The 23,716-nt window shown below is 47.6% G+C and carries 23 protein-coding genes and 1 tRNA gene; 19 read left to right on the forward strand and 5 right to left on the reverse strand.

Annotation, left to right across the window (positions count from 1 at the left end; all coding sequences use genetic code 11):
• The first annotated feature begins 123 nt into the window (after window positions 1-123).
• From CBE68_RS16290 to CBE68_RS16315, 6 genes are read left to right on the forward strand one after another with little or no spacing between them, the layout of a single operon-like run.
• Window positions 124-891 carry a DUF3450 domain-containing protein gene (locus tag CBE68_RS16290; RefSeq protein ID WP_188708289.1) on the forward strand — a complete coding sequence of 256 codons (768 nt, stop codon included), beginning with the start codon at window positions 124-126 and terminating at the stop codon, window positions 889-891.
• Window positions 888-2,255 carry a MotA/TolQ/ExbB proton channel family protein gene (locus tag CBE68_RS16295; protein ID WP_087507166.1) on the forward strand — a complete coding sequence of 456 codons (1,368 nt, stop codon included), beginning with the start codon at window positions 888-890 and terminating at the stop codon, window positions 2,253-2,255. Before CBE68_RS16290 ends, CBE68_RS16295 begins: the two co-directional genes overlap by 4 nt.
• The gene (locus CBE68_RS16300) at window positions 2,255-2,779 is read left to right on the forward strand and encodes a MotA/TolQ/ExbB proton channel family protein (RefSeq protein ID WP_087507167.1); all 525 of its coding nucleotides are present in this window, start codon (window positions 2,255-2,257) and stop codon (window positions 2,777-2,779) included. Before CBE68_RS16295 ends, CBE68_RS16300 begins: the two co-directional genes overlap by 1 nt.
• 13 nt (window positions 2,780-2,792) lie before the next feature.
• A complete protein-coding gene (locus CBE68_RS16305) occupies window positions 2,793-3,197 on the forward strand; it encodes an ExbD/TolR family protein (protein ID WP_087507168.1) in 405 nt (134 codons plus the stop codon).
• Between the two features lies 1 nt (window position 3,198).
• Window positions 3,199-3,804 carry an energy transducer TonB gene (locus tag CBE68_RS16310; protein ID WP_087507169.1) on the forward strand — a complete coding sequence of 202 codons (606 nt, stop codon included), beginning with the start codon at window positions 3,199-3,201 and terminating at the stop codon, window positions 3,802-3,804.
• Between the two features lie 11 nt (window positions 3,805-3,815).
• Complete coding sequence (locus tag CBE68_RS16315) at window positions 3,816-5,114, forward strand: tetratricopeptide repeat protein (RefSeq protein ID WP_087507170.1); 1,299 nt, start codon at window positions 3,816-3,818, stop codon at window positions 5,112-5,114.
• Window positions 5,115-5,427: 313 nt separating this feature from the next.
• On the opposite strand, the gene CBE68_RS16320 is transcribed toward CBE68_RS16315, so the two are convergent.
• From CBE68_RS16320 to CBE68_RS16330, 3 genes are all read right to left on the reverse strand, one after another.
• Window positions 5,428-5,504 (reverse strand) — tRNA-Pro (locus CBE68_RS16320).
• A gap of 80 nt (window positions 5,505-5,584) precedes the next feature.
• Complete coding sequence (locus tag CBE68_RS16325) at window positions 5,585-7,396, reverse strand: DUF3413 domain-containing protein (RefSeq protein ID WP_087507171.1); 1,812 nt, start codon at window positions 7,394-7,396, stop codon at window positions 5,585-5,587.
• Window positions 7,397-7,441: 45 nt separating this feature from the next.
• On the reverse strand, window positions 7,442-7,654 hold the full coding sequence (locus tag CBE68_RS16330) for a DUF1414 domain-containing protein (RefSeq protein ID WP_087507172.1): 213 nt from the start codon (window positions 7,652-7,654) through the stop codon (window positions 7,442-7,444).
• A gap of 75 nt (window positions 7,655-7,729) precedes the next feature.
• Between CBE68_RS16330 and CBE68_RS16335 the strand changes: the two genes are divergently transcribed.
• The 9 genes from CBE68_RS16335 (at window position 7,730) to CBE68_RS16375 (ending at window position 19,145) form a co-directional block, all read left to right on the forward strand.
• A complete protein-coding gene (locus tag CBE68_RS16335) occupies window positions 7,730-8,725 on the forward strand; it encodes a nucleoid-associated protein (RefSeq protein ID WP_087507173.1) in 996 nt (331 codons plus the stop codon).
• A gap of 426 nt (window positions 8,726-9,151) precedes the next feature.
• A complete protein-coding gene (gene malE / locus CBE68_RS16340; RefSeq protein ID WP_087507174.1) occupies window positions 9,152-10,330 on the forward strand; it encodes a maltose/maltodextrin ABC transporter substrate-binding protein MalE in 1,179 nt (392 codons plus the stop codon).
• Window positions 10,331-10,411: 81 nt separating this feature from the next.
• On the forward strand, window positions 10,412-12,052 hold the full coding sequence (gene malF / locus CBE68_RS16345) for a maltose ABC transporter permease MalF (protein WP_087507175.1): 1,641 nt from the start codon (window positions 10,412-10,414) through the stop codon (window positions 12,050-12,052).
• A gap of 12 nt (window positions 12,053-12,064) precedes the next feature.
• Window positions 12,065-12,955, forward strand: coding sequence for a maltose ABC transporter permease MalG (gene malG, locus CBE68_RS16350; protein WP_087507176.1), 891 nt, complete (start codon window positions 12,065-12,067; stop codon window positions 12,953-12,955).
• 47 nt (window positions 12,956-13,002) lie between these two features.
• Window positions 13,003-14,151 (forward strand): ABC transporter ATP-binding protein, encoded by a 1,149-nt coding sequence (locus tag CBE68_RS16355; protein WP_087507177.1) that lies wholly within the window; start codon window positions 13,003-13,005, stop codon window positions 14,149-14,151.
• A 243-nt stretch (window positions 14,152-14,394) separates the two neighbouring features.
• A complete protein-coding gene (locus CBE68_RS16360; protein WP_158100642.1) occupies window positions 14,395-16,143 on the forward strand; it encodes a GGDEF domain-containing protein in 1,749 nt (582 codons plus the stop codon).
• Between the two features lie 120 nt (window positions 16,144-16,263).
• Complete coding sequence (locus CBE68_RS16365) at window positions 16,264-17,142, forward strand: 6-pyruvoyl trahydropterin synthase family protein (protein ID WP_087507179.1); 879 nt, start codon at window positions 16,264-16,266, stop codon at window positions 17,140-17,142.
• Complete coding sequence (locus CBE68_RS16370) at window positions 17,135-17,974, forward strand: M23 family metallopeptidase (protein ID WP_087507180.1); 840 nt, start codon at window positions 17,135-17,137, stop codon at window positions 17,972-17,974. Before CBE68_RS16365 ends, CBE68_RS16370 begins: the two co-directional genes overlap by 8 nt.
• Before the next feature lie 31 nt (window positions 17,975-18,005).
• On the forward strand, window positions 18,006-19,145 hold the full coding sequence (locus tag CBE68_RS16375; RefSeq protein WP_087507181.1) for an ABC transporter substrate-binding protein: 1,140 nt from the start codon (window positions 18,006-18,008) through the stop codon (window positions 19,143-19,145).
• A gap of 36 nt (window positions 19,146-19,181) precedes the next feature.
• Here the strand turns inward: CBE68_RS16375 and CBE68_RS16380 are convergent, their stop codons facing one another.
• A complete protein-coding gene (locus CBE68_RS16380) occupies window positions 19,182-20,990 on the reverse strand; it encodes a M61 family metallopeptidase (protein ID WP_087507182.1) in 1,809 nt (602 codons plus the stop codon).
• A 78-nt stretch (window positions 20,991-21,068) separates the two neighbouring features.
• Between CBE68_RS16380 and CBE68_RS16385 the strand changes: the two genes are divergently transcribed.
• Both CBE68_RS16385 and CBE68_RS16390 read left to right on the forward strand, forming a co-directional pair.
• On the forward strand, window positions 21,069-21,419 hold the full coding sequence (locus CBE68_RS16385) for an HIT domain-containing protein (protein WP_087507183.1): 351 nt from the start codon (window positions 21,069-21,071) through the stop codon (window positions 21,417-21,419).
• Between the two features lie 163 nt (window positions 21,420-21,582).
• Window positions 21,583-22,044, forward strand: a complete 462-nt coding sequence (locus tag CBE68_RS16390) for an Mpo1 family 2-hydroxy fatty acid dioxygenase (RefSeq protein WP_087507184.1) — start codon at window positions 21,583-21,585, stop codon at window positions 22,042-22,044.
• A gap of 62 nt (window positions 22,045-22,106) precedes the next feature.
• Here the strand turns inward: CBE68_RS16390 and CBE68_RS16395 are convergent, their stop codons facing one another.
• Window positions 22,107-22,718 (reverse strand): Maf family protein, encoded by a 612-nt coding sequence (locus CBE68_RS16395; RefSeq protein ID WP_087507185.1) that lies wholly within the window; start codon window positions 22,716-22,718, stop codon window positions 22,107-22,109.
• Window positions 22,719-22,880: 162 nt separating this feature from the next.
• Here CBE68_RS16395 and CBE68_RS16400 point away from each other — a divergent pair, with 162 nt between their 5' ends.
• Window positions 22,881-23,384 carry a YceD family protein gene (locus CBE68_RS16400; protein ID WP_158100643.1) on the forward strand — a complete coding sequence of 168 codons (504 nt, stop codon included), beginning with the start codon at window positions 22,881-22,883 and terminating at the stop codon, window positions 23,382-23,384.
• A 5-nt stretch (window positions 23,385-23,389) separates the two neighbouring features.
• Complete coding sequence (gene rpmF, locus CBE68_RS16405; RefSeq protein WP_087507187.1) at window positions 23,390-23,554, forward strand: 50S ribosomal protein L32; 165 nt, start codon at window positions 23,390-23,392, stop codon at window positions 23,552-23,554.
• The last annotated feature ends 162 nt before the right edge of the window (window positions 23,555-23,716 follow it).

Below are 23,716 nucleotides of genomic sequence, written 5' to 3' on the forward strand. Positions count from 1 at the left end.
CGCCATTATCGCCATTAATGGGATGGTGATAAAAAACTAATGAAAGCTTCACACCCCCCTTTAATTCAGTGAATTAATCGCGGGGCCGTTCAATTCGATTGTTGGTTGGGAACTATGTCCAAATTGATCAAGAGAAGCCTGGTAGCTACTGCGCTTGCAGGCGCTATGGTCGTGTCAGGCACGGCTATCTCAGAGCCTCTTACCGACGTACAAAAAGCGAGTGCTGCAATTCACAAAGATGCAGCTAAATCACAAGCTAAAATTGATAACGTCGTAGACCAAACTCAAATCCTTCTCGAAGAGTACCGTACAACTCTTGACGAGATTGAAAATCAGAAAATCTATAACGACCACGTTTCTGTTCTGGTAGCTGACCAGAACGAAGCTGTTGCGTCTTTGCAAGATCAAATCGATAGCATCGACCGCACTGCTCGTGGTGTTGTTCCTTTGATGTATCGCATGATCGACACGCTCGAGCAATTTGTTGCTCTTGATGTGCCAATTAACATGGACGAGCGTCAGGACCGCATCAGCAAACTGCGTGATGCCATGACTATGTCTAACGTTTCTGTTTCTGAGCAATTCCGCTTAGTTATCGAAGCCTACATGGTAGAGAACGAGTACGGCACAAAAATCCGTGCGTACGAAGGTAAGTTGAACTACCAAGGTACCGACATCTCTGTTGACTACTTCCACTTGGGCCGCATCGCTTTCGTTGCTCAGTCTCTGGACCAGAAGAATGTTTGGGTTTGGGACAACGCAACTCGCGAGTGGGTTAAATTGGGTGACGAGTACTTGCGTCCAATTACAACAGCCATCCGTATGGCTCGTAAGCAAGCCCCGTTTGATCTGGTTACTTTGCCAATTAGTGCTGCGGAGACTGCCAAATGAAGCAACTGACTAAATCGATTCTTTTCGCTGCCGCCGTCGCTGTTTCAGCGTCAGCAGTAATGCCGGCAACAGCAGCAGACGCTTCTAAAACTCTTGACCAACTGCTTGAACAAGTAAAAAGCGATCGTGTTTCTGAGCGTAAACTGAACAAAAAGCGTGAAGCTGAATTCTTAGCAGACCGCACCAACATGAAAGCCCGTGTTAACAAATCTAAAGCTGATTTGGCTGCTGCTTTGCAACGCGGTGAAGAACTGAAGCAAGCTTTCGCTGACAACCAAGACTTGATTGCAGAGAAAGAAACTGAACTAGAAAACGCCAAGGGTAACCTGGGTGAGATGTTCGGTGTTGTACGTAGCTCTGCTGGTGAAGCAGTTGGCCGTATCTCTACTTCAGTTGTTAGTGCTCAATACCCAGGTCGTACAGCATTGCTGGAAGAGCTGGCTGAAGCAAAAGCACTTCCTAAGCTTGAAGAGCTCGAAGAACTGTGGATTGCTCTGCAAACTGAAATGACCGAGTCTGGCAAGGTTGTCCGTTTCAACACTGACGTAACTAAGCTGAACGGTGATGTGGTAAACGAAGAAGTGATTCGTATCGGTTCTTTCGGCATCGTTGGTCAAGACGGTTACCTGCGTTTCGACGCTGCTAAAGGCGAAGTTCAGCCTCTAGGTCGTCAGCCTGGCAGCCACATGGTTTCTGCTATCCAGTCATTCATGAACGTTGACTCTGGTGTTGGTCCAGTCTTCATTGACCCATCTCGTGGCCAAATCTTAGGTCTGTTGATGCAGAAAGCAACGCTGACTGAGCGCTATCACCAAGGTGGTGTTGTTGGTTACATCATTACTTGTGTACTGGCAATTGGCTTGTTGATTGCTCTTGAGCGTATCGTTGTTCTGACTCTGGTTGGCGGTAAAATCCGTGCCCAACAGAAAAACCTTAGCAACCCAAGCGACAAGAACCCACTGGGTCGTATCTTGATGGTTGGTCAGCAAAACAAAGACGTTGATCTTGAAACTCTCGAGCTGAAATTGGATGAAGCGGTTCTGCGTGAACTTCCAAAAATTGAGCGCGGTATTTCGTTGATTAAGATCTTCGCTGCTATTGCTCCGCTGTTGGGTCTATTGGGTACAGTTACCGGTATGATTGGTACCTTCCAGTCGATTACTCTGTTCGGTACTGGTGATCCGAAGATCATGGCAGGCTCTATCTCTATGGCTCTGGTGACTACAGCTCAAGGTCTGATCGCGGCTCTGCCTCTGATTCTGGCTCACAGCTTGGCTGCTGGTCGTGCCAAAACCATCTTGTCAATCATTGACGAGCAAAGTGCAGGTATTGTTGCCGAGCACGCTGAGCAGGAGAAAGCCTAATGTTATTCCTGATGGGCCTCTGGGAAACCGTCAGGGATTTTGTGGCGACCGGCGGTAACGTACTTTACGTTGTTGCATTCGCGCTCGGCCTCATGTGGATTTTAATGATCGAGCGCTACTGGTTTTTAACCTGGGTGTTCCCAAAAGAGCGTAAAGATATTATTGCTCGCTGGGATGCTCGAGTGGATACCACGTCCTGGACTGCGCACCGCATCCGAGATTACTGGATTGCAGACGCCAATGGACGTATTACAGCTCGAATGATTGTTATCAGAACGTTGGTAGCCATGTGTCCCCTAATCGGACTACTTGGCACCGTTACCGGCATGATTGAGGTTTTCTCAACCATGGCCACACAGGGCACCGGTAACCCTCGTCTGATGGCCTCAGGTATCTCCATGGCCACAATTCCGACTATGGCGGGAATGGTAGCTGCTTTGTCTGGTGTGTTCTTTAGCTCACGCCTCGAAGCAAAAGTGAAAATGGCTAAGGCCTCATTGGTTGACAGCCTGCCACATCACTAAGAGAGATTGATAAATGGCACGTAAAACAAGACGTGAAGACGAAGAAGCAGCAATTGATATGACGCCGATGCTCGACATCGTGTTCATCATGTTGATCTTCTTCATTGTAACCACCTCTTTCGTGAAAGAGGCAGGTATTCAGGTGAACAAGCCTAAGGCTAACAACACCAGTAAAGAGCCTAGCGCCAACATTTTCATCGCGATCAAAGAAAACGGTGAAGTCCATATGGACCGTCGTATGATCGACGTTGAACGTGTAACGGCGAATATCGAACGTATGCTAGCTGAGCAGCCAACTGACACAGTTGTTGTCCAGGCTGATAAAGAAGCGAAGCATGGCATTGTTGTGAAGGTCATGGACCAGATCAAAGAAGCCGGTATCGATAAGATCTCTATTGCTGCTGCATCTGGAGGTTAATATGTTGCGATTGCTCGTATCAGTTTTGGTCGGCATCGCGGTTACCTTTGGCTTGTTTGTATTCATGGCTGAGCTGATTGCTAACAGTGCACGAGCCCCCGATAAGGGCAGTGAGCCAGTGGTAATCGACATTTTGGTTGCGGAAAAACAAGCCAAACCGATGACTCGGAAACGGCCACCACCGCCACCACCGCCACCGAAGACGCCGCCTAAGACGCCTCCGGTTGAGCCAGACCCTGTTGATAATTCAGCGCCATCTATCAACCTAGATGCGCCACGAATTGAAACTTCGGGCGGCGGCGGATTCACCGCGCCAACGGCGATTAACCGTGACGGTGAAGCAACACCAATTGTTCGGATTGAGCCTAAGTATCCGATCAAAGCAGCTCGAGATGGTAAAGAAGGTTGGGTTAAAATGAGCTTTACCATTAACGAACTGGGTGGTGTGGAAGACGTAACCGTGATCGATGCTGATCCGAAACGCGTGTTCGACAAAGAGGCAAAACGTGCTCTACGGAAGTGGAAGTACAAGCCAAAAGTTGAAGACGGTAAAGCGATGAAACAGTTCAACCAGCAGGTTGTGCTAGAGTTCAAACTGGGTAACTAAGGAGAAAAACAATGAAACGTAAAAACGTTGTTTTGACTGGTGTGCTTTGCGCCGCTGTCGCTCTGTCTTCTCAGTTGTTCATCGCTGCACCAGCTATGGCCAAGAAAGAAGAGCAGAAAAAGGTTGACCCGTTAACCAAAGCCCTGAAAGAAAAGTACCCTAAGCACAAAACTAAGGTTGCTTCTCCGAAAGTTGGTAAGAAGGTTTTCGAGGCATACGACCTTTACTCTGCGGATAAAGTGAAAGAAGCCCTCGATCTGCTGATGGATATCAATGCCAAAACAGAGTTCGACAAGGCCTACCTAAACCGCTTTATCGGTAGCTTAATGGCTGGTGAAGAAGGTAAAACGAAGCAGGCAATTGATTACATCAAGAAAGCCGTTGCTCCTGCGATTTTGAACCCGCGGGAACAAGCAGAAGGCATTAAGCTTCTGGGCGATCTGCAAATGCAGGAAAAGATGTACACAGATGCCATTGCTAGCTACAAGTCATGGATGGATTACACCGGCATTGAAGACAAAAATGTCTATGTTCGTATGGCGCAAGCCAGCTACGAGCTAGAAAAATATGCCGATATGATCCCGCTGGCTGATAAGGCAATTGCGATTGCTGACAAGCCAGACAAAAATCCATATGTTCTCAAGCTCACTTCTTATTATGAGCGTAAGCAATACAAGAATGCCGTGAAGGTATTGGAAGACCTTGTTAGCTTATTCCCAGAAGATGAGAAGTGGTGGGCACAGCTAGGCATGTTCTACATGCTGGTTGACGACTATGAAAAAGCTCTTGCAACCATGGACCTTGCGTACAAGAAAGGCTTGTTTACCAAGGAAAACCAGTTCAAGGCGTTGTCTCAGTTGTATTACAACCAGAACATTCCTTACAAATCCGCTAAGTTGCTCGAAAAGCACGTCAACAGCGGTGAAGTAAAGCGTGATGAGAAGATGCTAACGCAAATCGCCAATGGCTATCGTGGTTCTAAGAACTTCGATAAAGCCGCTAAGTTCTATGGCGAAGCCGCGAAGCTGGCCGGTGATGGTGACTTGTATCGTAAGCAAGCAAGTATGTACCTGATGATCGAAGAGTATAACTTGGCGATCGCAGCTGCTAAGAACGCAATTAAGAGTGGTGTTGAGAAGAAAGGCTCAGCAAACATGATGATTGCAGAGGCTTACTTGTATAAGAAAGATCTGAAGTCCGCGCATACTTATGCGACCCGAGCGACCAGCGATCCTTCGACTCGCAAGACCGCAAAAGGTTGGGCGAACTACATTAAGAGTAAAGCGACTCAGCAGGGTATTGCACTGTAATAGCTAACGCCGATAGCATAAAAGCCTCGATTCATATCGAGGCTTTTTTTTGCCTTTTCACTGGTCAAGTAGGTGTCGAATAAGAGCGCTAGAGTCGTCGTAAATTGCTGAGCTCAACTCGGACGATGAGTGGTTACTGAGTACAACAAAGAACAGCACATACTGGTGATGGCTAACTGATTGTAGTTTGTTGAGTAGTGCGCGCGGTTAAAGCCTACCGGTGCTTGCAGGTAACGCCAGCACCAGGACTTTAAGCAATTACCGATAACCAGATATACAAAAGGCCTAGCCGAAGCTAAGCCTTTGTATGAAATGGTCTCCACGGCAGGATTTGAACCTGCGACCCCCGACACCCCATGACGGTGCGCTACCAGGCTGCGCTACGTGGAGACAAGAGCAGCTATCTTATTCAGTTTGCTTCGAAATGCAAGCGTATCTGACTTGTCGGCCGCTGTTTGCTCGGAGTTTAATCAATCGGTGTCTCTACCGGTGAAACGTTGCATCTCTCTTACCGCATTTGCCATTGGTGCAATGCGCAACAGCTCATTTGGTTTGAGCTGCATATTGTTGTCATAGATCTCGTAGTCACCGAACTTATAAACCAAGGTGAGGCGGTCACGTTCAACGACGGCAAAGGTGCTCTGGCGACCCAATAATAACCATTGATGGGTTTGATTGCCGAGCATTGAACGACCGCTACTAATGTCCGCGCTGTTAATCTGGTCGGTTGTTAGCAATTCTGCCAAGGTCGCGGAAATGTCATAGTGACTGCTGAGACTTGAGTGTACTTTAGGAGATATACCTGCCCCAGCCATAATGAAAGGCACATGGGCAACATCGTCGAGTATTTCTGAGCGAGATTGCTGAGCAGGAATTTGACTCGACGACCAACCTGAGTCACTGGTGATAATCAAAATCGTATTATCAAAATCGATGTTGTTAGCGACATAATTGATTAGCTGGTCGGTATGCAATACCGCATTCTTATAGCGGTTTTGCAGCGCTAAAGTATCCATTTCTGCTTCATCGTCGAGTAGCAGTACGCCTTCCAAATCTGGCTGAAATGGGTTGCTGAACCCCGGCGGAGTGGCAAATCGTTCAACTCCCATCAAGTTAATGAGGTGGAAACTTGGTTGCTCCTGATGTGCTTCATAGTGTTTTTGCCAATGGTGGAGTGTCGCAGTATCGGCAATAGCAGCGTTGACACGTTGCGTTGGCACATAATGCTCGTCAAAGTCGCGCAACAAGTGGCTGCTGTCGGGAATTTTGCGGGTCGAAAACAGAGCAAGATCGTAGCCGTTATCCCCTAACCAAGATGTTAAGAAGGGTTTGCTCTGGGCATAAGTGGCAAGCTTACTATAAGTTGCAGGTATGCCGTATAGAATACCAAACATGGCATCATCGTGGCTCTTGGCCGTAGCGAAGTAATTGTTTGCCCATAGGCTCCGGCGCGCCAAACTGGTGGTGTATGGCATGTTGGTGCTGTTGAGCATATCAGCCTGCAAAGACGACACCACTACGATGACTACATTAGTTGCTTTATCTGGGGTTGCCGTTGGTTGCACGAGCGGATACTCGAAACGAACGTTGAGCTCAGCATCACTGCTGGAATCGGATGTGCTTATGCCCCATTTGTTCAATGTCGTTTTGGCTGTTAATGGAAACGACAGCGGAAAGAAATCTTGCTGGCGAGTGATGCCAGAATATCCGGCAACATCGGCTGCAGCATGAGCGAAGTTGTAGATAAAGAAACAGCTAAAGAATACTTGTGTCAGGCGTTTGCCCAGAGCTCGGCGTGAACGGCTTTCGCGCCAACGACTTATCCAGTTGGCAACGGCGATTTGCAATACCAGAATTAACAGCACCACAGCCAGTGATTTCCACCATACCACTTGTAATTGGTCGCTCTGGGAGTTGAACATTAACTCAAACAACAGCGGATTGCTGTGAATTCCCAGTTCCGCATAAAACTCGCAATCTAACAATAACAAGCTTTGCGCGAACGTCGCGATGATGATGGCGAGTGTCCGGTAAACACGCCACCATGGCACCACAAAAGCTAACGGGAATAAGGTTGCGACAAAACCGGCAAAGAACAGAAAGGCAAAATGACCCATCATATAGGTCAGCAGGTACAAGTTATCCAGCAAGTTAGTTGGCCAGCCGCCAGCGATGGCGTACCTGACCCCGACTGAAATCGCCATAAGAATATTGACGAAGGTAAACCAGTGCCCCCAACCAACGATGGTTGATACTTTTTCCCTATAGTTACTTTGCAACATCCGCTCTCTTACAAGTTATTGTGATTTCGGCGCTTTCCTGCGTTCTTAAGATACAGCTTGTTTCAGTACAGAACAAAACTGTTCGGTCAAAATTTGCTTTTGTGCGGCTGGTACTCGTTCGGCCATGATTTGACTGACCATGTTGCCCAAAACCATAAGTTCCAAATCTAATGGTGCTTGGTGTTTACTGAACACCTCGGAAAGCTCGGCCATTAACGATTCTACTTGTTGGTTGGAGTATTTTGATTGAATTGGCATTGAGGGATTTTCACTTTGTAAATACAGCTTCTAGTGTAACATAGCGAGCCGTGAATCAATCTTCGGACTCTCACTATGTCGGTCGAACTCGAACATTTTATCATTCATCGAATTAAAAATAATGCAGAAGGCTTGCTTGAGCCTGAATTTCAGCAGCAAGAAGTCGCTTTGTCAGACACTGCTTGCCAGCTTGTTGCTGAGTTGCATCAGCGCTTTAATGCTAAGCCAAGCAAGGGAATAGGGCGCTTTGTCGAAGATGGCGACAGCCCTTTTCCGACTATGTTGCAAAATCAGACTGATGACAACTTTGTCGAGTTCAGCCAACAGACCTGCAAGCTTATCGCATCAAAAATGGAAGCTTATGGCCTGGCAAATGAATGCTATCTATTGTTTGCTGAGTATCGATATGTGGCGCAGCATTTTCTATTGATTTCCGAAGTGCCGGTTAAAGAAAAAGTGACCTGCAACGAAAATATGGAAATTGGTCGCTTTAGGTTTCTTGATGCCGATGCTTTGCAATTGGCAATTCGCTTTGATTTGATGTTGCTGGCCACAGAGCAAGAGAACTTCGCGACCTTCGTTAAAGGACGAGCAGGCCGAAAGGTCGCCGATTTCTTCCTCGATTCGATGGCCATTGAAGAACTAGTCGATCGGAAAGCGCAAGCAGAACAGTTGGGCGCCGCGGTATCGGAATTCTGCGATCAGTACATTGCGGCGCCAGAAGTTCAAGCTGAAGTCAAAAAAGAGCTCGTCAACTACTGTAAGGAACGTCAGGATGCAGGTGAGTCGGTGCAAGTTGGTGGCGTATCTGAGTTAATCAGTGCACCTGCCGAGGTCAGTTTTAGTGATTTCATTGCCAGTACTGAGGAACCATTGCCAGAGTCCATGGAGCCGGAAATAAAGACCTTAAAACAGTTAACTCGCTTTGCTGGAACCGGCAAAGGAGTCTCAATCAGTTTTGATGCATCATTGTTGGGCGATCGAGTCACTTATGATGTTCAGCAAGACAGATTAGTTATTACTGAAATCCCTCCCAATCTAAAAGATCAGCTAATCCGCAAACTTACCTAATTGAGTAACTAGCTCTCTGTTTCATTTGCGTTTTCTCGGTTGGCGTCCATACTTGCTCTAGCGCCAATTGGGAGCTCTTACTATCCCTCGCTAAACTCGGTGAAACCGGTAACAAACTTTCATAATTCTGAAAGTTGAAGGCTATAGCGGTTTTATATTACGGGCGTATTGCAAGTTCATGTTGTGAAAGCGGTTTCTCAAAAGACTGAAAAAAAATTGTCAGTATTTTGAGAATAATTTTTGGAAAAATTGCCTGACTTTTGACCGTTTTGTGGTTGTCGTTGAAAGCTGGTTTCAAAAATTTGAGTTGCGTCATATGACGAAGCCATGCCATGGACTAAACTTTCGGCGGCTAGGTTAGGGGTAACCCCTAGAATAATATCTAGAGCTATAAGCTCAAATAATCTCAAAAAAGGAAAAGGCGAAATGAAAACTTCATTGTTGGCTACGGCCGTAGCAGTTGCAACTTTGGGCATGTCCGCTTCTGTTGCAGCAATTGAAGAAGGCAAACTGTTAATTTGGATTAACGGTGACAAAGGCTACAACGGTCTTGCTGAAGTTGGTAAGAAGTTTGAGCAAGAGCTGGGCGTTCCTGTTGAAGTGCAACACCCAGACGACGCAACTGGTAAGTTCCAGCAAGCGGCTTCTACTGGCGATGGTCCAGATATCTTTTTCTGGGCACACGACCGTTTCGGTGACTGGGTAAGTGCCGGTTTGCTGTCTCCTGTTGAACCAGCAACTAAGACTAAAGCGGCGATTGAAGACTTCGCTTGGGACGCAGTAACCATTGACGGTAAAGTTTACGGCTACCCATTGTCTGTTGAAGCAATCGGCTTGATCTACAACAAAGACTTGGTGCCAAACCCACCAAAAACGTTTGAAGAAATCCCAGCGCTCGACAAAGAGCTACAAAAGAAAGGCAAAAACGCCATTCTTTGGGACTACAACAACACTTACTTCACTTGGCCAGTATTAGCTGCTAACGGCGCTTATGCATTCAAATATGAGAATGGTGCATATGACGTGAATGACACCGGCGTAAACAACAAAGGTGCAGTACAAGGCGCAACACTGATCAAGAAAATGATCGACGACGGTATGATGCCAACTGGTGCGAACTACTCTGTGATGGAGTCTAAGTTCAACTCTGGTCAAGTTGCGATGATGATCAACGGCCCTTGGGCTTGGGGTAACGTCGAGAAGAGTGGTATCAATTACGGCGTAACCTTCATCCCAAGTGTTGGCGGTAACCCATCTAAGCCATTTGTTGGTGTTGTTGCTGGTGCAATCAACGCTGCGTCTCCTAACAAAGATTTGGCAAAAGAGTTCTTGGAAAACTACCTGCTGAACAAAGAAGGTCTGTCTACAGTGAATGCTGACGTACCTCTTGGCGCGGTTCCACACAAAGAGTACATGAGCGAACTGGCAAGCAATCCAAACATTGCCGCTACATTCGCTAACGCTCAAGCGGGTGAACCAATGCCTAACGTAAACGCTATGGGTAAATTCTGGGGTGCGATGGAATCTGCACTGAAGAACATCACTTCTGGCACGCAAAGTGTTGAAGACGCCCTGAATACTGCCGCTAAGCGAATCGTTAAATAATTTGATTTAGCCTGTAGTAATGGAGGAAGCCTTGCTTCCTCCATGTGTTTCTAACGCGAAGGTCACATTAAGGTTGTCAAAATGGATGCATCATCCTCTGCATCAAGCTCAAGATCCGGCCTCTGGATCAAAATACTGGCACTAGCTGCAACTATCCTTATTGGTGGATATGCCGTTATTGCTATGTATGCCAGCGGAGAATATCTGTTTGCTATTGTCACGCTAGTTCTGTTTTCGCTTGGCATTTACGTATTCACTAATCCGCGTACGTATGCACATCGATACATTTTTCCCGGTGTCGCGGGGATGGCGATATTTATCGTCTTTCCAATGCTTTACACCGTTTATATTTCGTTTACCAACTACTCAGGAACGAACCTGCTGACGTTGGAACGAACGCAAAATTACTTACTGTCTCTGAATTACCAAACCGATGGTGGGTCGTACGATTTCTCGCTACACAAAGGCGAGGGAGATCGCTACTACATCGCGCTGCAATCGGAAGCAGACCCTGAGAAAATTTTTGTCTCTCATCGCGTCGAGCTACTAACCAAAAAAGAAATGACCGCAGGCCGTATTCGCCCAGCAGACTTGCCGATGGTTGATAGTGGTGTCGATATGCGACCCGCCACTAAACTGCCAGACGCACCTGCAGAGCCAATTCGCACGGTCGTGCAACTGCGAGACCACTTGTCATCTATCAAGCTTAACTTGCCTGATAACGTTTATTTATCGATGAACGGGTTGCGCAAGTTCTCAGCGTTGAAGTCGGTCTATACCAAGTTGGAAGATGGCGCCTTGGTCAATGGCACGATTATCATCTCCGATAGCGACACCCTGCTAAATAACAAAACAGGGAAACTGCTGCGACCAAACTACAACACTGGTTTTTACCAGCATGTAGACGAATCAAATAAATTTGTTGGCGAGCGCGTTCCTCCTGGTTTCACTGTTGGTGTGGGTTGGAAGAACTACTTGCGGGTGATGACTGACAAGGGTATCCAAGGGCCATTCCTGCAGATCTTCGTTTGGACGGTGATATTTGCCGGCTCATCTGTGGCACTGACGTTGGCATTGGGTATGGTGCTAGCCTCATTGGTACAGTGGGAGCACCTTAAAGGCAAAGCCGTTTATCGAGTACTGCTGATTTTACCTTACGCCGTACCGGCATTTATTTCGATTCTGGTATTTAAAGGTTTGTTCAACCAAAACTTTGGTGAAATCAACTTAGCATTAGATAGTTTGTTTGGCGTTAAACCAGAGTGGTTTACCGACCCGACGTTGGCCAAAGCCATGGTATTAATTGTCAATACTTGGCTCGGCTATCCATACATGATGATTCTTTGCATGGGCTTATTGAAGTCGATTCCAGAAGACTTGTATGAAGCCTCGGCAATGGACGGTTCTGGGCCGATTGGTAACTTCTTTAAGATTACAGTGCCATTGCTCATGAAGCCGTTGACGCCGCTGCTGATCGCTTCATTTGCATTTAACTTCAATAACTTTGTGTTGATTCTGTTGTTGACTAAAGGTGATCCAAATATTGTTGAGGCAACGACTCCTGCTGGTCACACCGACTTGCTGGTAAGTTACACCTATCGGATCGCGTTCGAAGGGTCGGGTCAAGACTACGGTCTGGCTAGTGCCATTGCTGCGTTGATTTTCATCATGGTTGGTGCACTCGCCATTTTGAACCTCAAGCTAACCAAAGCAGAGTCTTAAGGAGTCGATACAATGGCAATTGTTCAACCAAAATCTATCAAGTATCGCATCTTAGGCACTCACGTCTTTATGTGGTTCTTTCTATCTCTGATCATCTTCCCACTGTTGATGATCATTGCTATCTCATTCCGTGAAGGTAACTTTGCGATTGGTAGCATCATTCCTGAGAACCCATCTCTGGAACACTGGAAACTGGCTTTAGGTATTCCGATCGTAATGCCTGATGGCAGTATTAAGCCGCCACCGTTTCCTGTTCTGACTTGGTTGTGGAACTCGATCAAAGTCGCTGGAATCACTGCTCTGTTGATTGTGGTGCTATCGACAACATGTGCTTATGCATTTGCTCGCATGCGTTTCTCAGGCAAGCAAACCATTTTGAATGGTATGTTGATCTTCCAAATGTTCCCATCGGTGCTCGCTCTGGTGGCCATTTACGCCATGTTTGACAAGATTGGCCAGCACATTCCGGCACTGGGCTTGAATACTCATGCTGGCCTAGTGTTCATCTACTTATCTGGTATTGCGCTCCATGTTTGGACCATTAAAGGTTACTTCGAAACCATCGACTCGTCGTTGGAAGAAGCTGCGGCCATCGATGGTGCGACACCTTGGCAAGCGTTTAGATTGGTACTACTTCCGCTATCTGTTCCTATTTTGGCGGTGGTGTTCATTCTGTCCTTTATTGCGGCAATTACCGAGGTGCCAGTGGCATCGCTGCTGATGACTGACGTCAATAAGTACACCTTGGCTGTTGGTGCTCAGCAATATCTGTATGAACAAAATTACTTATGGGGTGACTTCGCCGCAGCTGCGGTTATGTCTGGTTTGCCTATCACCATTGTGTTCCTGCTCGCGCAGCGTTGGTTGGTTGGTGGTCTCACGTCAGGTGGCGTGAAAGGTTAATCCCTGAACAAGTTTGATGAATAATCGTAAAGAATTCGGAGTCTGAAATGGCTGAAGTAGTCCTAGAAAGTGTAAGAAAAAACTATGATCCTGCGGTGCATCAGGACACCCTGCGGGATATTAACCTTCACATCAAAGAAGGTGAATTTGTTGTATTCGTTGGTCCATCTGGCTGTGGTAAATCAACCCTGTTGCGAATGATTGCTGGCTTGGAAGATATCACTTCAGGTGAGTTGAGCATTGGTGGCCGAGTGGTCAATGATGTGCCACCGGTTGATCGTAACGTTGGTATGGTGTTCCAGTCCTATGCTTTGTATCCGCACATGGACTTGTTTGAGAACATGGCGTTTGGTCTGAAACTGAAAAAGGTTGATAAAGCAGAGATCAAAAAGCGTGTAGATGGCGCCTCAGAGATCTTAGGCTTAACACCGTTGCTTGATCGCAAACCTAAGGCATTATCTGGTGGTCAGCGTCAGCGTGTGGCTATTGGCCGTTGTATCGTTCAGCAGCCTGCGGTATTCCTGTTTGACGAACCGTTGTCAAACTTGGACGCCGCCCTTCGCGTTAAGATGCGGATTGAAATTGCCAAGCTGCACAAAGAATTACAATCAACCATTATCTACGTTACCCACGATCAGGTTGAAGCGATGACTTTGGCTGACAAGATTGTGGTGCTGAGTCCTCTGAAGAAAGATGCAGAGACTAACTTGGAGCAGTTTGGTTCGCCGTTGGAGCTCTATCACAACCCTTCTAATAAGTTTGTTGCTGGTTTCATTGGTTCACCAAAGATGAATTTCCTTAAGGGCGAAATTGCTGAAATCAATGGCGAAACTAGCTGTAAAGTGAAGTTGTCTACTGGCGACGTGATTACAGCCTCTGTTGATGCTTCGTCGGCTCAAGTCGGTGATAAGGTTGAACTTGGTGTTCGTCCAGAACATTTGGTGACTATGGATCATCCTCATGCTGATAGCAGCATTAGCGGTGAAGTAATGGTTGCTGAGCATTTGGGAGCAGAGTCGTTCATCTATATGACAGTGGATGAGCAAGACTTTACCGTCAAGGCTGAGGCAGAAGTTGATGTTCATGCGGGGCAAACGTATGCCATTGGCATTCCTGCAGATGCTTGTTATCTGTTTAATGCCAAAGAGCAAGCATTCAAACGTACAGCCAAGTACACCACCACCAAAATCAGCTAACTGTCGTTAGCGACTAAAAAAGCCAGCATAAGCTGGCTTTTTTTTGGCCTGTAAAACCAATAAGTTGACTCCTTAATTAATTTGCTGTGGTTCAATTTCGTTGAGCGAGTGGCCAATTTTGGTTAATTTAGGGGGATTAATTGTTATATTTGATCTCGCTCAAGTCATTCTAAAAATAATTAAATGTTTAAATTTTGCTCGTGTTTTAGTCGCCCAAATACTGCCTCACTGCTAAGTGGAGCTATGTGTTTTTGGTGTTTTTTTGCGGCGGCAAACTCATCATTGTCGCTCGAGCAGGCAATTAGTGAACTTGAAGCGGAACGCTGGCAAAGCCGATACCAGCAGCAACTGAAACTTGATGATATTTTGCGCTACCAAAGCGAGTTAACGCTTCATCAACAAACCAGAATCAACATTATTCAAGCTCAGTTGGCGTTGCTCGATGGCGATTACGCAACCTCAGAGCAATTGGCATCCGCAGTTGCCCAACGACAAGAGTTTCCAGCCTCACAACTGGCCGCCTATTCGCTGCTGATGAACTTATCCAATTTGAAAGGTCAGTATGAACCAGCCTTTTATTACATGTATACCGGTGAGTCGTTGTTGACACCTGAGTCAGATAGCAGGCGACGTTATGAAATTTATTCGTCTTCAGCCAATTTGCTGATCAATGCACAAATTTACGATCAGGCCGAATCGAGACTGAGCGCTGCTCAGCAATTGGCTAGTGACATTGGCGATCCAAAGTTGCTGTGTTCTGCTCAATATGTGCAAGCAAAACTTAGCTACTTGCGACAGCAATATGAATCCGCCAGCCATTTGTTAGCCGAGCAGATAGCACAATGCCGATCGATTAATGAGTCGCTATTTGTTGGCGCCGGGTTGGTTTGGTATGGCCGAACATTGGCTTATGAAGGCCAGCATGATTTGGCGCAACAAACTTTATATGAGGCGTTAACGAGTCTCCAGCACAATGGCTTTAAAGCGGGCATCGTTAAGGCTAATTTAAGCCTTGCTGAACTTTACTTGCGAACAAGCCAATTTGATCGCGCCTTGGCACATGCCAAGGACGCGATTGACATGGGAGCTAAGTTGCAGCAATGGCAAGATCTTGTAGGAGCCTATCAAATTGCAGCGTTGACATCAGAACGGCTCGGCAACTTAGACGATGCACTGCATTACGAACGCTTGTTGCAGCGGGCTTCTGAACAATCTCTGGTGCAATCGAAAGCGATTCGCCTTGCTTATCTCAAAGCGCGCTTCAGCTCAACGGCTGAGCAGCAAAAAATTACCTTGTTCAAAACCGAAAATGAGCTGGCTAGCTTGCGCAAAGAAGCGGCTCTTACTCATCGCTGGCTAATTGTTTTAGGCTTGTTTACTACGTGCTGTATTAGCGCACTATTGTTTGTGATGCTGATTCGCTCGCGCAAAGAGCACCGTCATTACCGCCAGCTATCGCAAACTGATTCGCTGACTAATATATTCAATCGTCGTTATTCACTTGAGTTAGCAGAGAAGCGTTATCGTGCTTGTGTCATTGAACAAACGCCGTTTACTGTGGTGATGATCGATGTTGACCACTTCAAATCGGTCAATGACACATTTGGCCATGCCATTGGCGATCAAGTGTTGCAGCACGTCGCCAATCAATTGAGCTTGGCCATTCGCAAACGCGATATCGTTGGTCGCACTGGTGGTGAAGAATTTGCTATTTTCTTGCCTGGTAGTGACGAGGAACAAGCGAAAGCGGTGGTGGAGCGCTGCCGTGCCAACTTGGCGACCATCCGCGACAAAATGTCACAACAGATTGAGATCACTGCTAGCTTCGGGGTTGCCACGGCGACAGGCGGAAAATTGCCGTTGGAGGCTTTAATTCGACGCGCAGATGAAGCGCTTTATGGCGCTAAGTCAGCCGGCAGAAATCGACTCATTATTTACCGTTCAGGGAAAGAATTAGATTCGCAGCCATCGCAGTATGAAGTGATGCTTTGATTAGCCTGGACGATTAAATGCAGTATTTATCCCGCATCATTGTATACTCTGCAATCTTAGCTGGGCCGCCCTCGGTCCGTGCCTATTTCAACTATTCAGTTAACTTCCAATTGGTAGGTTATGCAGCTTTTCGTTAAAGATCTCACCGTCATTGATTCATCCTATCTATGTGCCAACCGCGGTATTGTTGGCCAGAGTTGGATAGTTGATGTGGTTCTTCATGGTCAACTCGACCAACAAAGCATGGTGCTTGATTTTGGACAAGTCAAAAAACGCCTAAAAGCGATTATTGATGAAGAAGTCGATCACAAGCTACTTGTGCCAGCTCAACACCCAGCAACGTCTGTGATGGCTGGAGATCACGACATGCAATGGCTTGACTTTGCTGGCGATAGCGGAGGCATTCACCTTTATTGTCCGCAACAAGGTTTGGCATTGCTGCCTACCGAATCGATTTGTGCGCGTTCGGTTACCGACTATTTGAGTGACATTATCGCGCGTTATTTGCCTGCGAACGTAGTGAAGATTGAATTGACGCTGAGAGAAGAAGAGATTCCCTCGGCATATTATCACTACACTCATGGCCTCAAAAAGCATGATGGAAACTGTCAGCGCATAGCACACGGTCACCGTTCGATGATTGAAGTTTGGCACGCCGGCATACGTAATGATTTGCTTGAGCGTCGCTGGGCGGAGCGCTGGCAGGACATTTACCTAGGCAGCATTGAGGATCGGGTTAGTATCGAGCAGTTGCATCGCTCAAGCAAAGCGTTAGCAATCACGGACCAAACTCACTATGGTTTTAGCTATGTGTCGGGTCAGGGCCTGTTTGAGCTAGCTATTCCCCGCAATGCAGTTGAGTTAATCGACACTGACACCACTGTGGAGTGTCTGGCGGAGTACATTTTGCGGGAAACAAAAAAGTGGCCAGAAGTGACGGGTGACGTCTCGATCTTTGCTTACGAAGGGGTTGGAAAAGGAGCAATTGCCCATGGTTAAGTGGTTCATCAAACGACTTGTTGTCGCCAGTATCTCTAGCTGTGCTGTTTTTCTTGGTGTTGCCCAGAGTGCAGAAATGACGTTGCTAGCAGAACCCGTGCAAGGTTCATTGGTTCGTGGAGTAGCGTCTCCGGGCGCCTCTGTCACGTATCACGGTCAAGCGCTTGAAGTCGGCCCAGCTGGTGAATTTGTGTTTGGAATCGGCCGCGATGCTACTGGCAGCCGTGAGCTTGTCGTAACCGATGCCAGTGGCAAAGAGATTCGGCGCAAGCTCGATATTGTTGAAAGAGAATTCAATATTCAGCGCATTGAAGGGATTGCCAAGCGCATAATGAACCCCAAGCCAGAAGATATTGAACGAGCTAAAAAGGACAATCGCATGGTCGCGGCGGCTCGGGCTCCAGTGACAGAACGATTGGATTTTATGCAAGATTTTATCTGGCCAGTTGAGGGCCCAATTTCTGGAGTCTATGGTAGTCAACGCTTCTACAACGGCGAGCCTCGTCGTCCGCACTACGGCATTGATATCGCTGTTCCGACTGGCACTGAGGTAGTCGCGCCCGCCGATGGAACTATCATGTTGTGGGTCCCCGATATGTTCTATTCGGGCGGTACGATGATCATTGATCATGGCTTTGGTGTGAATTCAACCTTCTTGCACTTGTCGGGATCGTTGGTCAAAGAAGGTGATGAAGTCAAACAAGGTCAGCCAGTGGCATTGGTTGGCGCCAGCGGCAGGGTTACTGGCCCTCATCTTGATTGGCGAATGAACTGGAAATCGGCACGTGTCGATCCTGAGCTGTTAGTACCGCCAATGCCATCCGCAAATTGATACTGAAAGCATAAGAGTTTTTGAGAATAAAATGAGCCGCCAAATTTTTGCAGTATTGGTGACTGTTGTTTCGCTGTGGTTAGCCCAATGCCAAACCGCTCATGCGCAGGGCATCGTCAACGCGGATAGAGAGAAGCCGCTCAGAGTGACCTTTGTTAACCCAGACTCTCCGGATTCGCCATTTTGGCAAAGACTCATTGCGGTGATGTCAGCCGCCGCAGAAGACCTCGGAATTTCACTAAACATTGTTCATGCTCACAATGTTCGAATGGCGTATGTCGAGGCATTAATGACCGAAATAGAGTCCGATGATCCGCCGGATTATTTGGTTTACATCTATCTTCGTCAGGCCAGTGCCTACGTGTTAGCAGCGGCAGAACAAGCCGGTGTGAAGTCATTGATCATCAACACTGAAATTCCGCAAGCCGAACGAGCGACCATAGGGGAGCCCAGAACCCGTTTCAAACAATGGATTGGCCATATTCATCCCGATGATCGGCGGGCGGGGGAAGATCTGTTGACTGAGTTAGTGAGCCTTTCCACCGCTAAGGGGAACTCGTTTCATCAAGTCACTGCGATTAGCGGCTCGCGCTCCAGTGCGCCGGCGCTAGAACGGGATCTAGGCTTGCATGCGGCCCTTGCTGAGCACAGCCAAATTAAACTCAATCAGCTGGTGCACGTTGATTGGAATGGCGAAGGTATCGATGATGTGATTGTCGGTTTGATGCAACGGCATCCCAACACCAATGTTGTCTGGACCGCAGGTGATTCCATTGCATTAAAGGCATTGAAGACCATTAGCAAGCTACCGGAAAGCAAGCGGCGTCAGTTTGTGATTGGTGGCATGGACTGGAGCGAAAAAGGTCTTGAGGCGGTTGCCAATGGCGACATCGATGTTTCTATGGGGGGCCATTTCATGGAAGGTGGGTGGGCCATGGTCATGCTGTATGACTATCATCACGGCCATGATTTTGCTCGCCACAACACACAATTAACGACGCAGCTATTTCCTGTAACTAGGGACAATATTGAACAAGTCTCGTTACTGCTTAGCGCAAACGATTGGCAACACATTAATTTTGAATCGTTCTCAATGGCCCAACAACCGGAGCAGTCTGCTTATCGGTTTCACTGGCCTGCGGTGGTGGCAGCGCTAAACCAGCCTGATTGACCGGTTTAGCAATTGCTAGCCAACTTCGGTTACGGTCTAGGCCTCGCTACTCAGCCACTGCTGTAGCTTTGTCTGATCAGCAACTGTTAGCGCAACTAGTGATGGTGTCGCCGTTTCAACGTTTAATTCAGCGCTAAACAATTGATCGTGCCTGAAAGCATGAATAGTGACTGTTGTCCCAGTGGCGAATTCATTTAACACTTGCTGGCAGCTTGCCGCAGTCACCCGAGTTCCGCCAATGGCGATTACAACATCTCCGGCTGCTAGCCCCGCTTGCTCGGCTGGTTCTCCTTCAAACAACACCGTTAGCTTGGCACCGCCGTCAGCGTCTGCAATGCGCGCTCCGAGGTGATTGCCGAGCTGTTTAGTGGGAGCTGGACCACCTTTGTCAGTAGGGCCGTAACTCGGCCGCAATTGATATTCAACACCGGCCCATTGCAACAGTTCTTGGGTTGGCAGCGGATCGGTGCTGTCGATGGCGATGTGGAAGAACACGGCTAACAGTGCTTGTGCTTCTGGGCAATAGGGCTGGAGCAGCTCAATGGCGTACTGCTGGACTGTGCTGTCACTGGTTCCAACGCCAGTTTTACCGTGGCGCTGCCATAGTAGTCGCATGACATCATCCAACGACACTTGGTGTTGGGAGTGTTTACGCAGCATTAGATCTAAGCAAAGAGCTATCTCGGCGCCTTTGGTGTAGTAAGAGACAATACCGTTTGGTGCGTTCTCATCTTGTTTGTAGAACTTAGACCAGGCATTGAATGATGACTCGGCAGCTGTTTGTTTCAGTCTGCCAACGCCGCGACTGACGCGACTTAAAGTGACTGACAGCATGTTGAGATAATCTTGGGAGTCAATGACACCAGCGCGACACAGCATTAATTCGTCGTAGTAGCTCGTGATCCCCTCATACGCCCATAGCTGACGGGTGTACTGTTCTTGGTCGAGCTGATAGGGGACAAACTCCTGCGGTTTAATCCGTTTGACGTTCCAGTTGTGGAAGTACTCGTGACTGCAAAGGCCCAAGAAATCGCGGTAGTCATCGGTTATCGGGCCATCATCAGAGGTAATGAGTGATTTTCTCGAGGTCATTAAAGCGGTTGAATTGCGATGTTCTAAGCCACCATAGCCATTGCCAGTGACCATGGTCATAAATAAGTAGTGGTCAAACGGAGCCTGATCCTGAAACAGCTCGATCTGCGCTTGGCAGATTTTCTCCACGTCGTTGGCGATGCGTTGCAGTGCGCCTTGGTGCGCGCCGGTATAGATCATCCGGTGTGGCACATCGCCGACGTTAAACGATGCTTCACTAAAGGTACCCATTTCCACTGGATGGTCGAGCAGCGCATCGTAATTGTCAGCAACATAGCTGCCAAAACCTGATTCATCGACTTCGACTGCAGTTAAGCCAGTAGCCAATTTCCACTGATTGTCTCTGGCATGTTGACTGGGCTGAATCGCGATGCTGTGCGATTGTTGCTCTAAACCGACCACCGAAAGGCAGACACTACTTGGATTGAAGAAGCCATGGTTCAAATCGAGATGCGCGGCGCGGACCGATAAGTCCCAAGCATAAATTCGGCAGTGAATAGTGATTTCACCTGCAACTGCTTCGGTTTGCCAGCTGTGCTTGTCAAGCTGCTCAATTGCCACAGGCATGTCGTCGCACTGCGCTGTCATGGCAACGATGTGACGAGCGAAATCACGAATCATGTAAGAGCCAGGAAGCCAGGCTGGTAAGGTGAGCGTTAACGGCCCTTGTGCTGCGGTTTGCAAATAAACATCGAAGTAATGGCTACTGGCGTGTTCGAACTCAACTCGGTAATGCACAGCGGGTTTAGACATGAAAACAGCTCTCTGGTGGAATCATAGGGTTAGCTCGCTTATGCTAATCGAAACTTTATTCAGCGAGAAGGCAAGGATATGGCTGAACCAACAATTTTCTCCAAAATCATTAGCAAAGAAATTCCCGCCGAGATTCTATATCAAGACGATTTAGTGACGGCATTTCCTGATATTTCGCCGCGAGCGCCGACTCATGTGTTGATTGTGCCAAATCATCAAATTGCCACCACCAATGATGTCACAGCTAGCGATGAGGCAGCCCTCGGTCGCATGTTTACCGTAGCGGCGAAACTTGCCAAGCAATTTAATATCGATGAGAACGGCTATCGATTGATCGTTAACTGCAACAAGCATGGCGGCCAAGAGGTTTATCACATTCATATGCATTTGGTTGGCGGAGCGCCGCTAGGGCCGATGCTGTCGCGCTAGTGTTCTGACAGCTATTGCGATTATTAAACGCTCGTTTGAAAAAGTGTGCGGTGGCTGGCATCTTCAGCGACTGCCGCTGTTTTTCCCGCCACTGAAACGCTAATCTCATTGCTTCCTACAAATAACATTCATTCTCATTAGTAGTGCAGCAAGGGGGCTACCGATGGCGACATTACAACTACAACAACTGCTCAATGAGTATGGTGATAGTCACCAAAATGCTACCAACAAATTGATTCATTGGCTGTGCGTTCCGGTTATTTTCTTCACCGTGGTGGCGTTAGTTTGGAGCCTACCATTTCCATTGCTCGTTCACCCTTGGCTGAATTGGGCTACCATCATTCTTGTGCCGGTACTTGTTTATTATTGGCGGCTATCACCACAATTAATGCTCGGTATGCTGGTGTTTAGTAGTTTGTGTTGTTTGCTCTGTGCATTCTGGCCAGCAATTGTGCCGCTGTGGCAATTTGCCATCGGTTTGTTTGTGGTTGCTTGGATCGGCCAATTTATCGGTCATAAGATCGAAGGGAAGAAGCCATCGTTTTTCACCGATGTGTTTTTCTTGCTGATTGGCCCTGCTTGGTTAATGCATTTTCTCTATCAAAAGTTTGATATCAAATACTAGAAGCACCGCGTACTCTCACCACAGGTGCCGAGCGCCCAGTTCCGCTCGGCAAACCACAGGGCTTATCCTTCGCGATTGTAGTCATTGGCGAGCGCAAGTACGTCAACGCCCTGATTTCTCAGTAACTCTATTAACCGAATCAAAGGCATTCCCATTAGGGTATTTGGATCATCGCCAACTAATTTTTTAAACAGGCTAATGCCAGCTGCTTCACTTTTAAAACTACCAGCACACTTGTAAGGCGTTTCCAGCTTTAGGTAGTGCTCGATTTCAGCGTCAGTTAATGCTCGAAAGTGGACTTCAAACGGCTCCACTAACGATTGGTAATCACCACTTTCAACATCAAGTAAGCATAGCCCGGTGTAGAAGGTCACTACTTTGCCACTGGAGTTTTGCAACTGAGCGACCGCTTTTTCGTGGCTGTGTGGCTTGCCAAGTACCATACCGTCGACCACGGCCAGCTGGTCTGAGCCTATGACTAAACCATGCTGGTAGTTTGTTGCCACCGCTTGAGCTTTTTCGATGGCTAATCGCTCGACCAAATCCTTGGGGAGTTCGTTGTCTTGGGCTGATTCATCAATGTCTGGCGCACAGCAAACAAATGGAATAGCTAGTTTTTCCAGAATGGTCTTACGAAATGGGGAAGTGCTGCCTAAAATAATGGGGCGGGTCATGACGCGCTCGTTCAATGGGCTGGTTTTTTACAGTTTACGAATTGAAGCACGGCTTGTCAGGCTAGTGAACACTGATTTTTCTTGTCAAAACCATGAATTTCCTTTGACTCAGAGGGATTCGATCATTATTATTCGCGCCCTATGCAAAAAGTGAACATTCCCGTGAGTCTTGATCCGGTGCGTTCAGCCCAGAAGCAACAAAGCTTTGACGGCTTGATCCCGCACTCTGCGTTATCTCGCCTAGCTGAGATGGCGTTGCCTGAAGGCCGTGTGGAAGTAACCCTTGCATGTGACCGAGACGAGCAAAACTTGGCGGTGTTACGGGCTCAAATCCGAACTCAGCTACAGTTGGAGTGCCAACGGTGCAATCATCCTTTTGTCGAGGATATTGAACTTGATGTCACCTTCAGTCCGGTCAGAGATGATGAAGCAGCAGAGCAGCTTCCAGCAGGCTACGAGCCGGTGATGCTATCTGATGCTGACGATGTAAATATACATCAGCTTATCGAAGACGAGGTTTTGCTGGCGGTGCCATTCGCACCAATGCATGATGAAGCATCATGCGAGCAGTCAAGTCACATGAGCTGGGGTGAAATAGACGAAGCTGCAGAGGAAAAGCCCAATCCCTTTGCAGTATTGAGCAAATTGAAAAACAGTGAGGAGTAAGGCTCATGGCTGTTCAACAGAATAAAGTTACCCGTTCACGTCGCGGTATGCGTCGTTCACACGATTCATTGAGTGGTCCAACGCTGTCTGTGGATGCGACTTCAGGTGAAACTCACCGTCGCCACCACGTGACTGCTGACGGCTACTACAAAGGTCGTAAAGTTAAGTAAGGGACAACCTTGCTTGCTCGGGTCTGTTACTCTTTGGTGTGTGATATTTATTCACTTGAGAGAGGTTTTTGGGCGAGAAATGAGCTATGAAATTTAGTCACCTAAATGAATGGCGAATGACGAAGCACAGAAACATATCTCAGCGAACCTTCCAGGCAGCGT

Source organism: Neiella marina (assembly GCF_002165625.1).
Lineage (GTDB): Bacteria > Pseudomonadota > Gammaproteobacteria > Enterobacterales > Neiellaceae > Neiella > Neiella marina.

Coding starts and splice junctions, on each gene's coding strand:
- CBE68_RS16295 (WP_087507166.1), top strand. CDS start 888: ATGAAGCAACTGACTAAATCGATTCTTTTCGCTGCCGCCGTCGCTGTT.
- CBE68_RS16300 (WP_087507167.1), top strand. CDS start 2,255: ATGTTATTCCTGATGGGCCTCTGGGAAACCGTCAGGGATTTTGTGGCG.
- CBE68_RS16305 (WP_087507168.1), top strand. CDS start 2,793: ATGGCACGTAAAACAAGACGTGAAGACGAAGAAGCAGCAATTGATATG.
- CBE68_RS16310 (WP_087507169.1), top strand. CDS start 3,199: ATGTTGCGATTGCTCGTATCAGTTTTGGTCGGCATCGCGGTTACCTTT.
- CBE68_RS16315 (WP_087507170.1), top strand. CDS start 3,816: ATGAAACGTAAAAACGTTGTTTTGACTGGTGTGCTTTGCGCCGCTGTC.
- CBE68_RS16325 (WP_087507171.1), bottom strand. CDS start 7,396: ATGTTGCAAAGTAACTATAGGGAAAAAGTATCAACCATCGTTGGTTGG.
- CBE68_RS16330 (WP_087507172.1), bottom strand. CDS start 7,654: ATGCCAATTCAATCAAAATACTCCAACCAACAAGTAGAATCGTTAATG.
- CBE68_RS16335 (WP_087507173.1), top strand. CDS start 7,730: ATGTCGGTCGAACTCGAACATTTTATCATTCATCGAATTAAAAATAAT.
- malE (WP_087507174.1), top strand. CDS start 9,152: ATGAAAACTTCATTGTTGGCTACGGCCGTAGCAGTTGCAACTTTGGGC.
- malF (WP_087507175.1), top strand. CDS start 10,412: ATGGATGCATCATCCTCTGCATCAAGCTCAAGATCCGGCCTCTGGATC.
- malG (WP_087507176.1), top strand. CDS start 12,065: ATGGCAATTGTTCAACCAAAATCTATCAAGTATCGCATCTTAGGCACT.
- CBE68_RS16355 (WP_087507177.1), top strand. CDS start 13,003: ATGGCTGAAGTAGTCCTAGAAAGTGTAAGAAAAAACTATGATCCTGCG.
- CBE68_RS16360 (WP_158100642.1), top strand. CDS start 14,395: ATGTGTTTTTGGTGTTTTTTTGCGGCGGCAAACTCATCATTGTCGCTC.
- CBE68_RS16365 (WP_087507179.1), top strand. CDS start 16,264: ATGCAGCTTTTCGTTAAAGATCTCACCGTCATTGATTCATCCTATCTA.
- CBE68_RS16370 (WP_087507180.1), top strand. CDS start 17,135: ATGGTTAAGTGGTTCATCAAACGACTTGTTGTCGCCAGTATCTCTAGC.
- CBE68_RS16375 (WP_087507181.1), top strand. CDS start 18,006: ATGAGCCGCCAAATTTTTGCAGTATTGGTGACTGTTGTTTCGCTGTGG.
- CBE68_RS16380 (WP_087507182.1), bottom strand. CDS start 20,990: ATGTCTAAACCCGCTGTGCATTACCGAGTTGAGTTCGAACACGCCAGT.
- CBE68_RS16385 (WP_087507183.1), top strand. CDS start 21,069: ATGGCTGAACCAACAATTTTCTCCAAAATCATTAGCAAAGAAATTCCC.
- CBE68_RS16390 (WP_087507184.1), top strand. CDS start 21,583: ATGGCGACATTACAACTACAACAACTGCTCAATGAGTATGGTGATAGT.
- CBE68_RS16395 (WP_087507185.1), bottom strand. CDS start 22,718: ATGACCCGCCCCATTATTTTAGGCAGCACTTCCCCATTTCGTAAGACC.
- rpmF (WP_087507187.1), top strand. CDS start 23,390: ATGGCTGTTCAACAGAATAAAGTTACCCGTTCACGTCGCGGTATGCGT.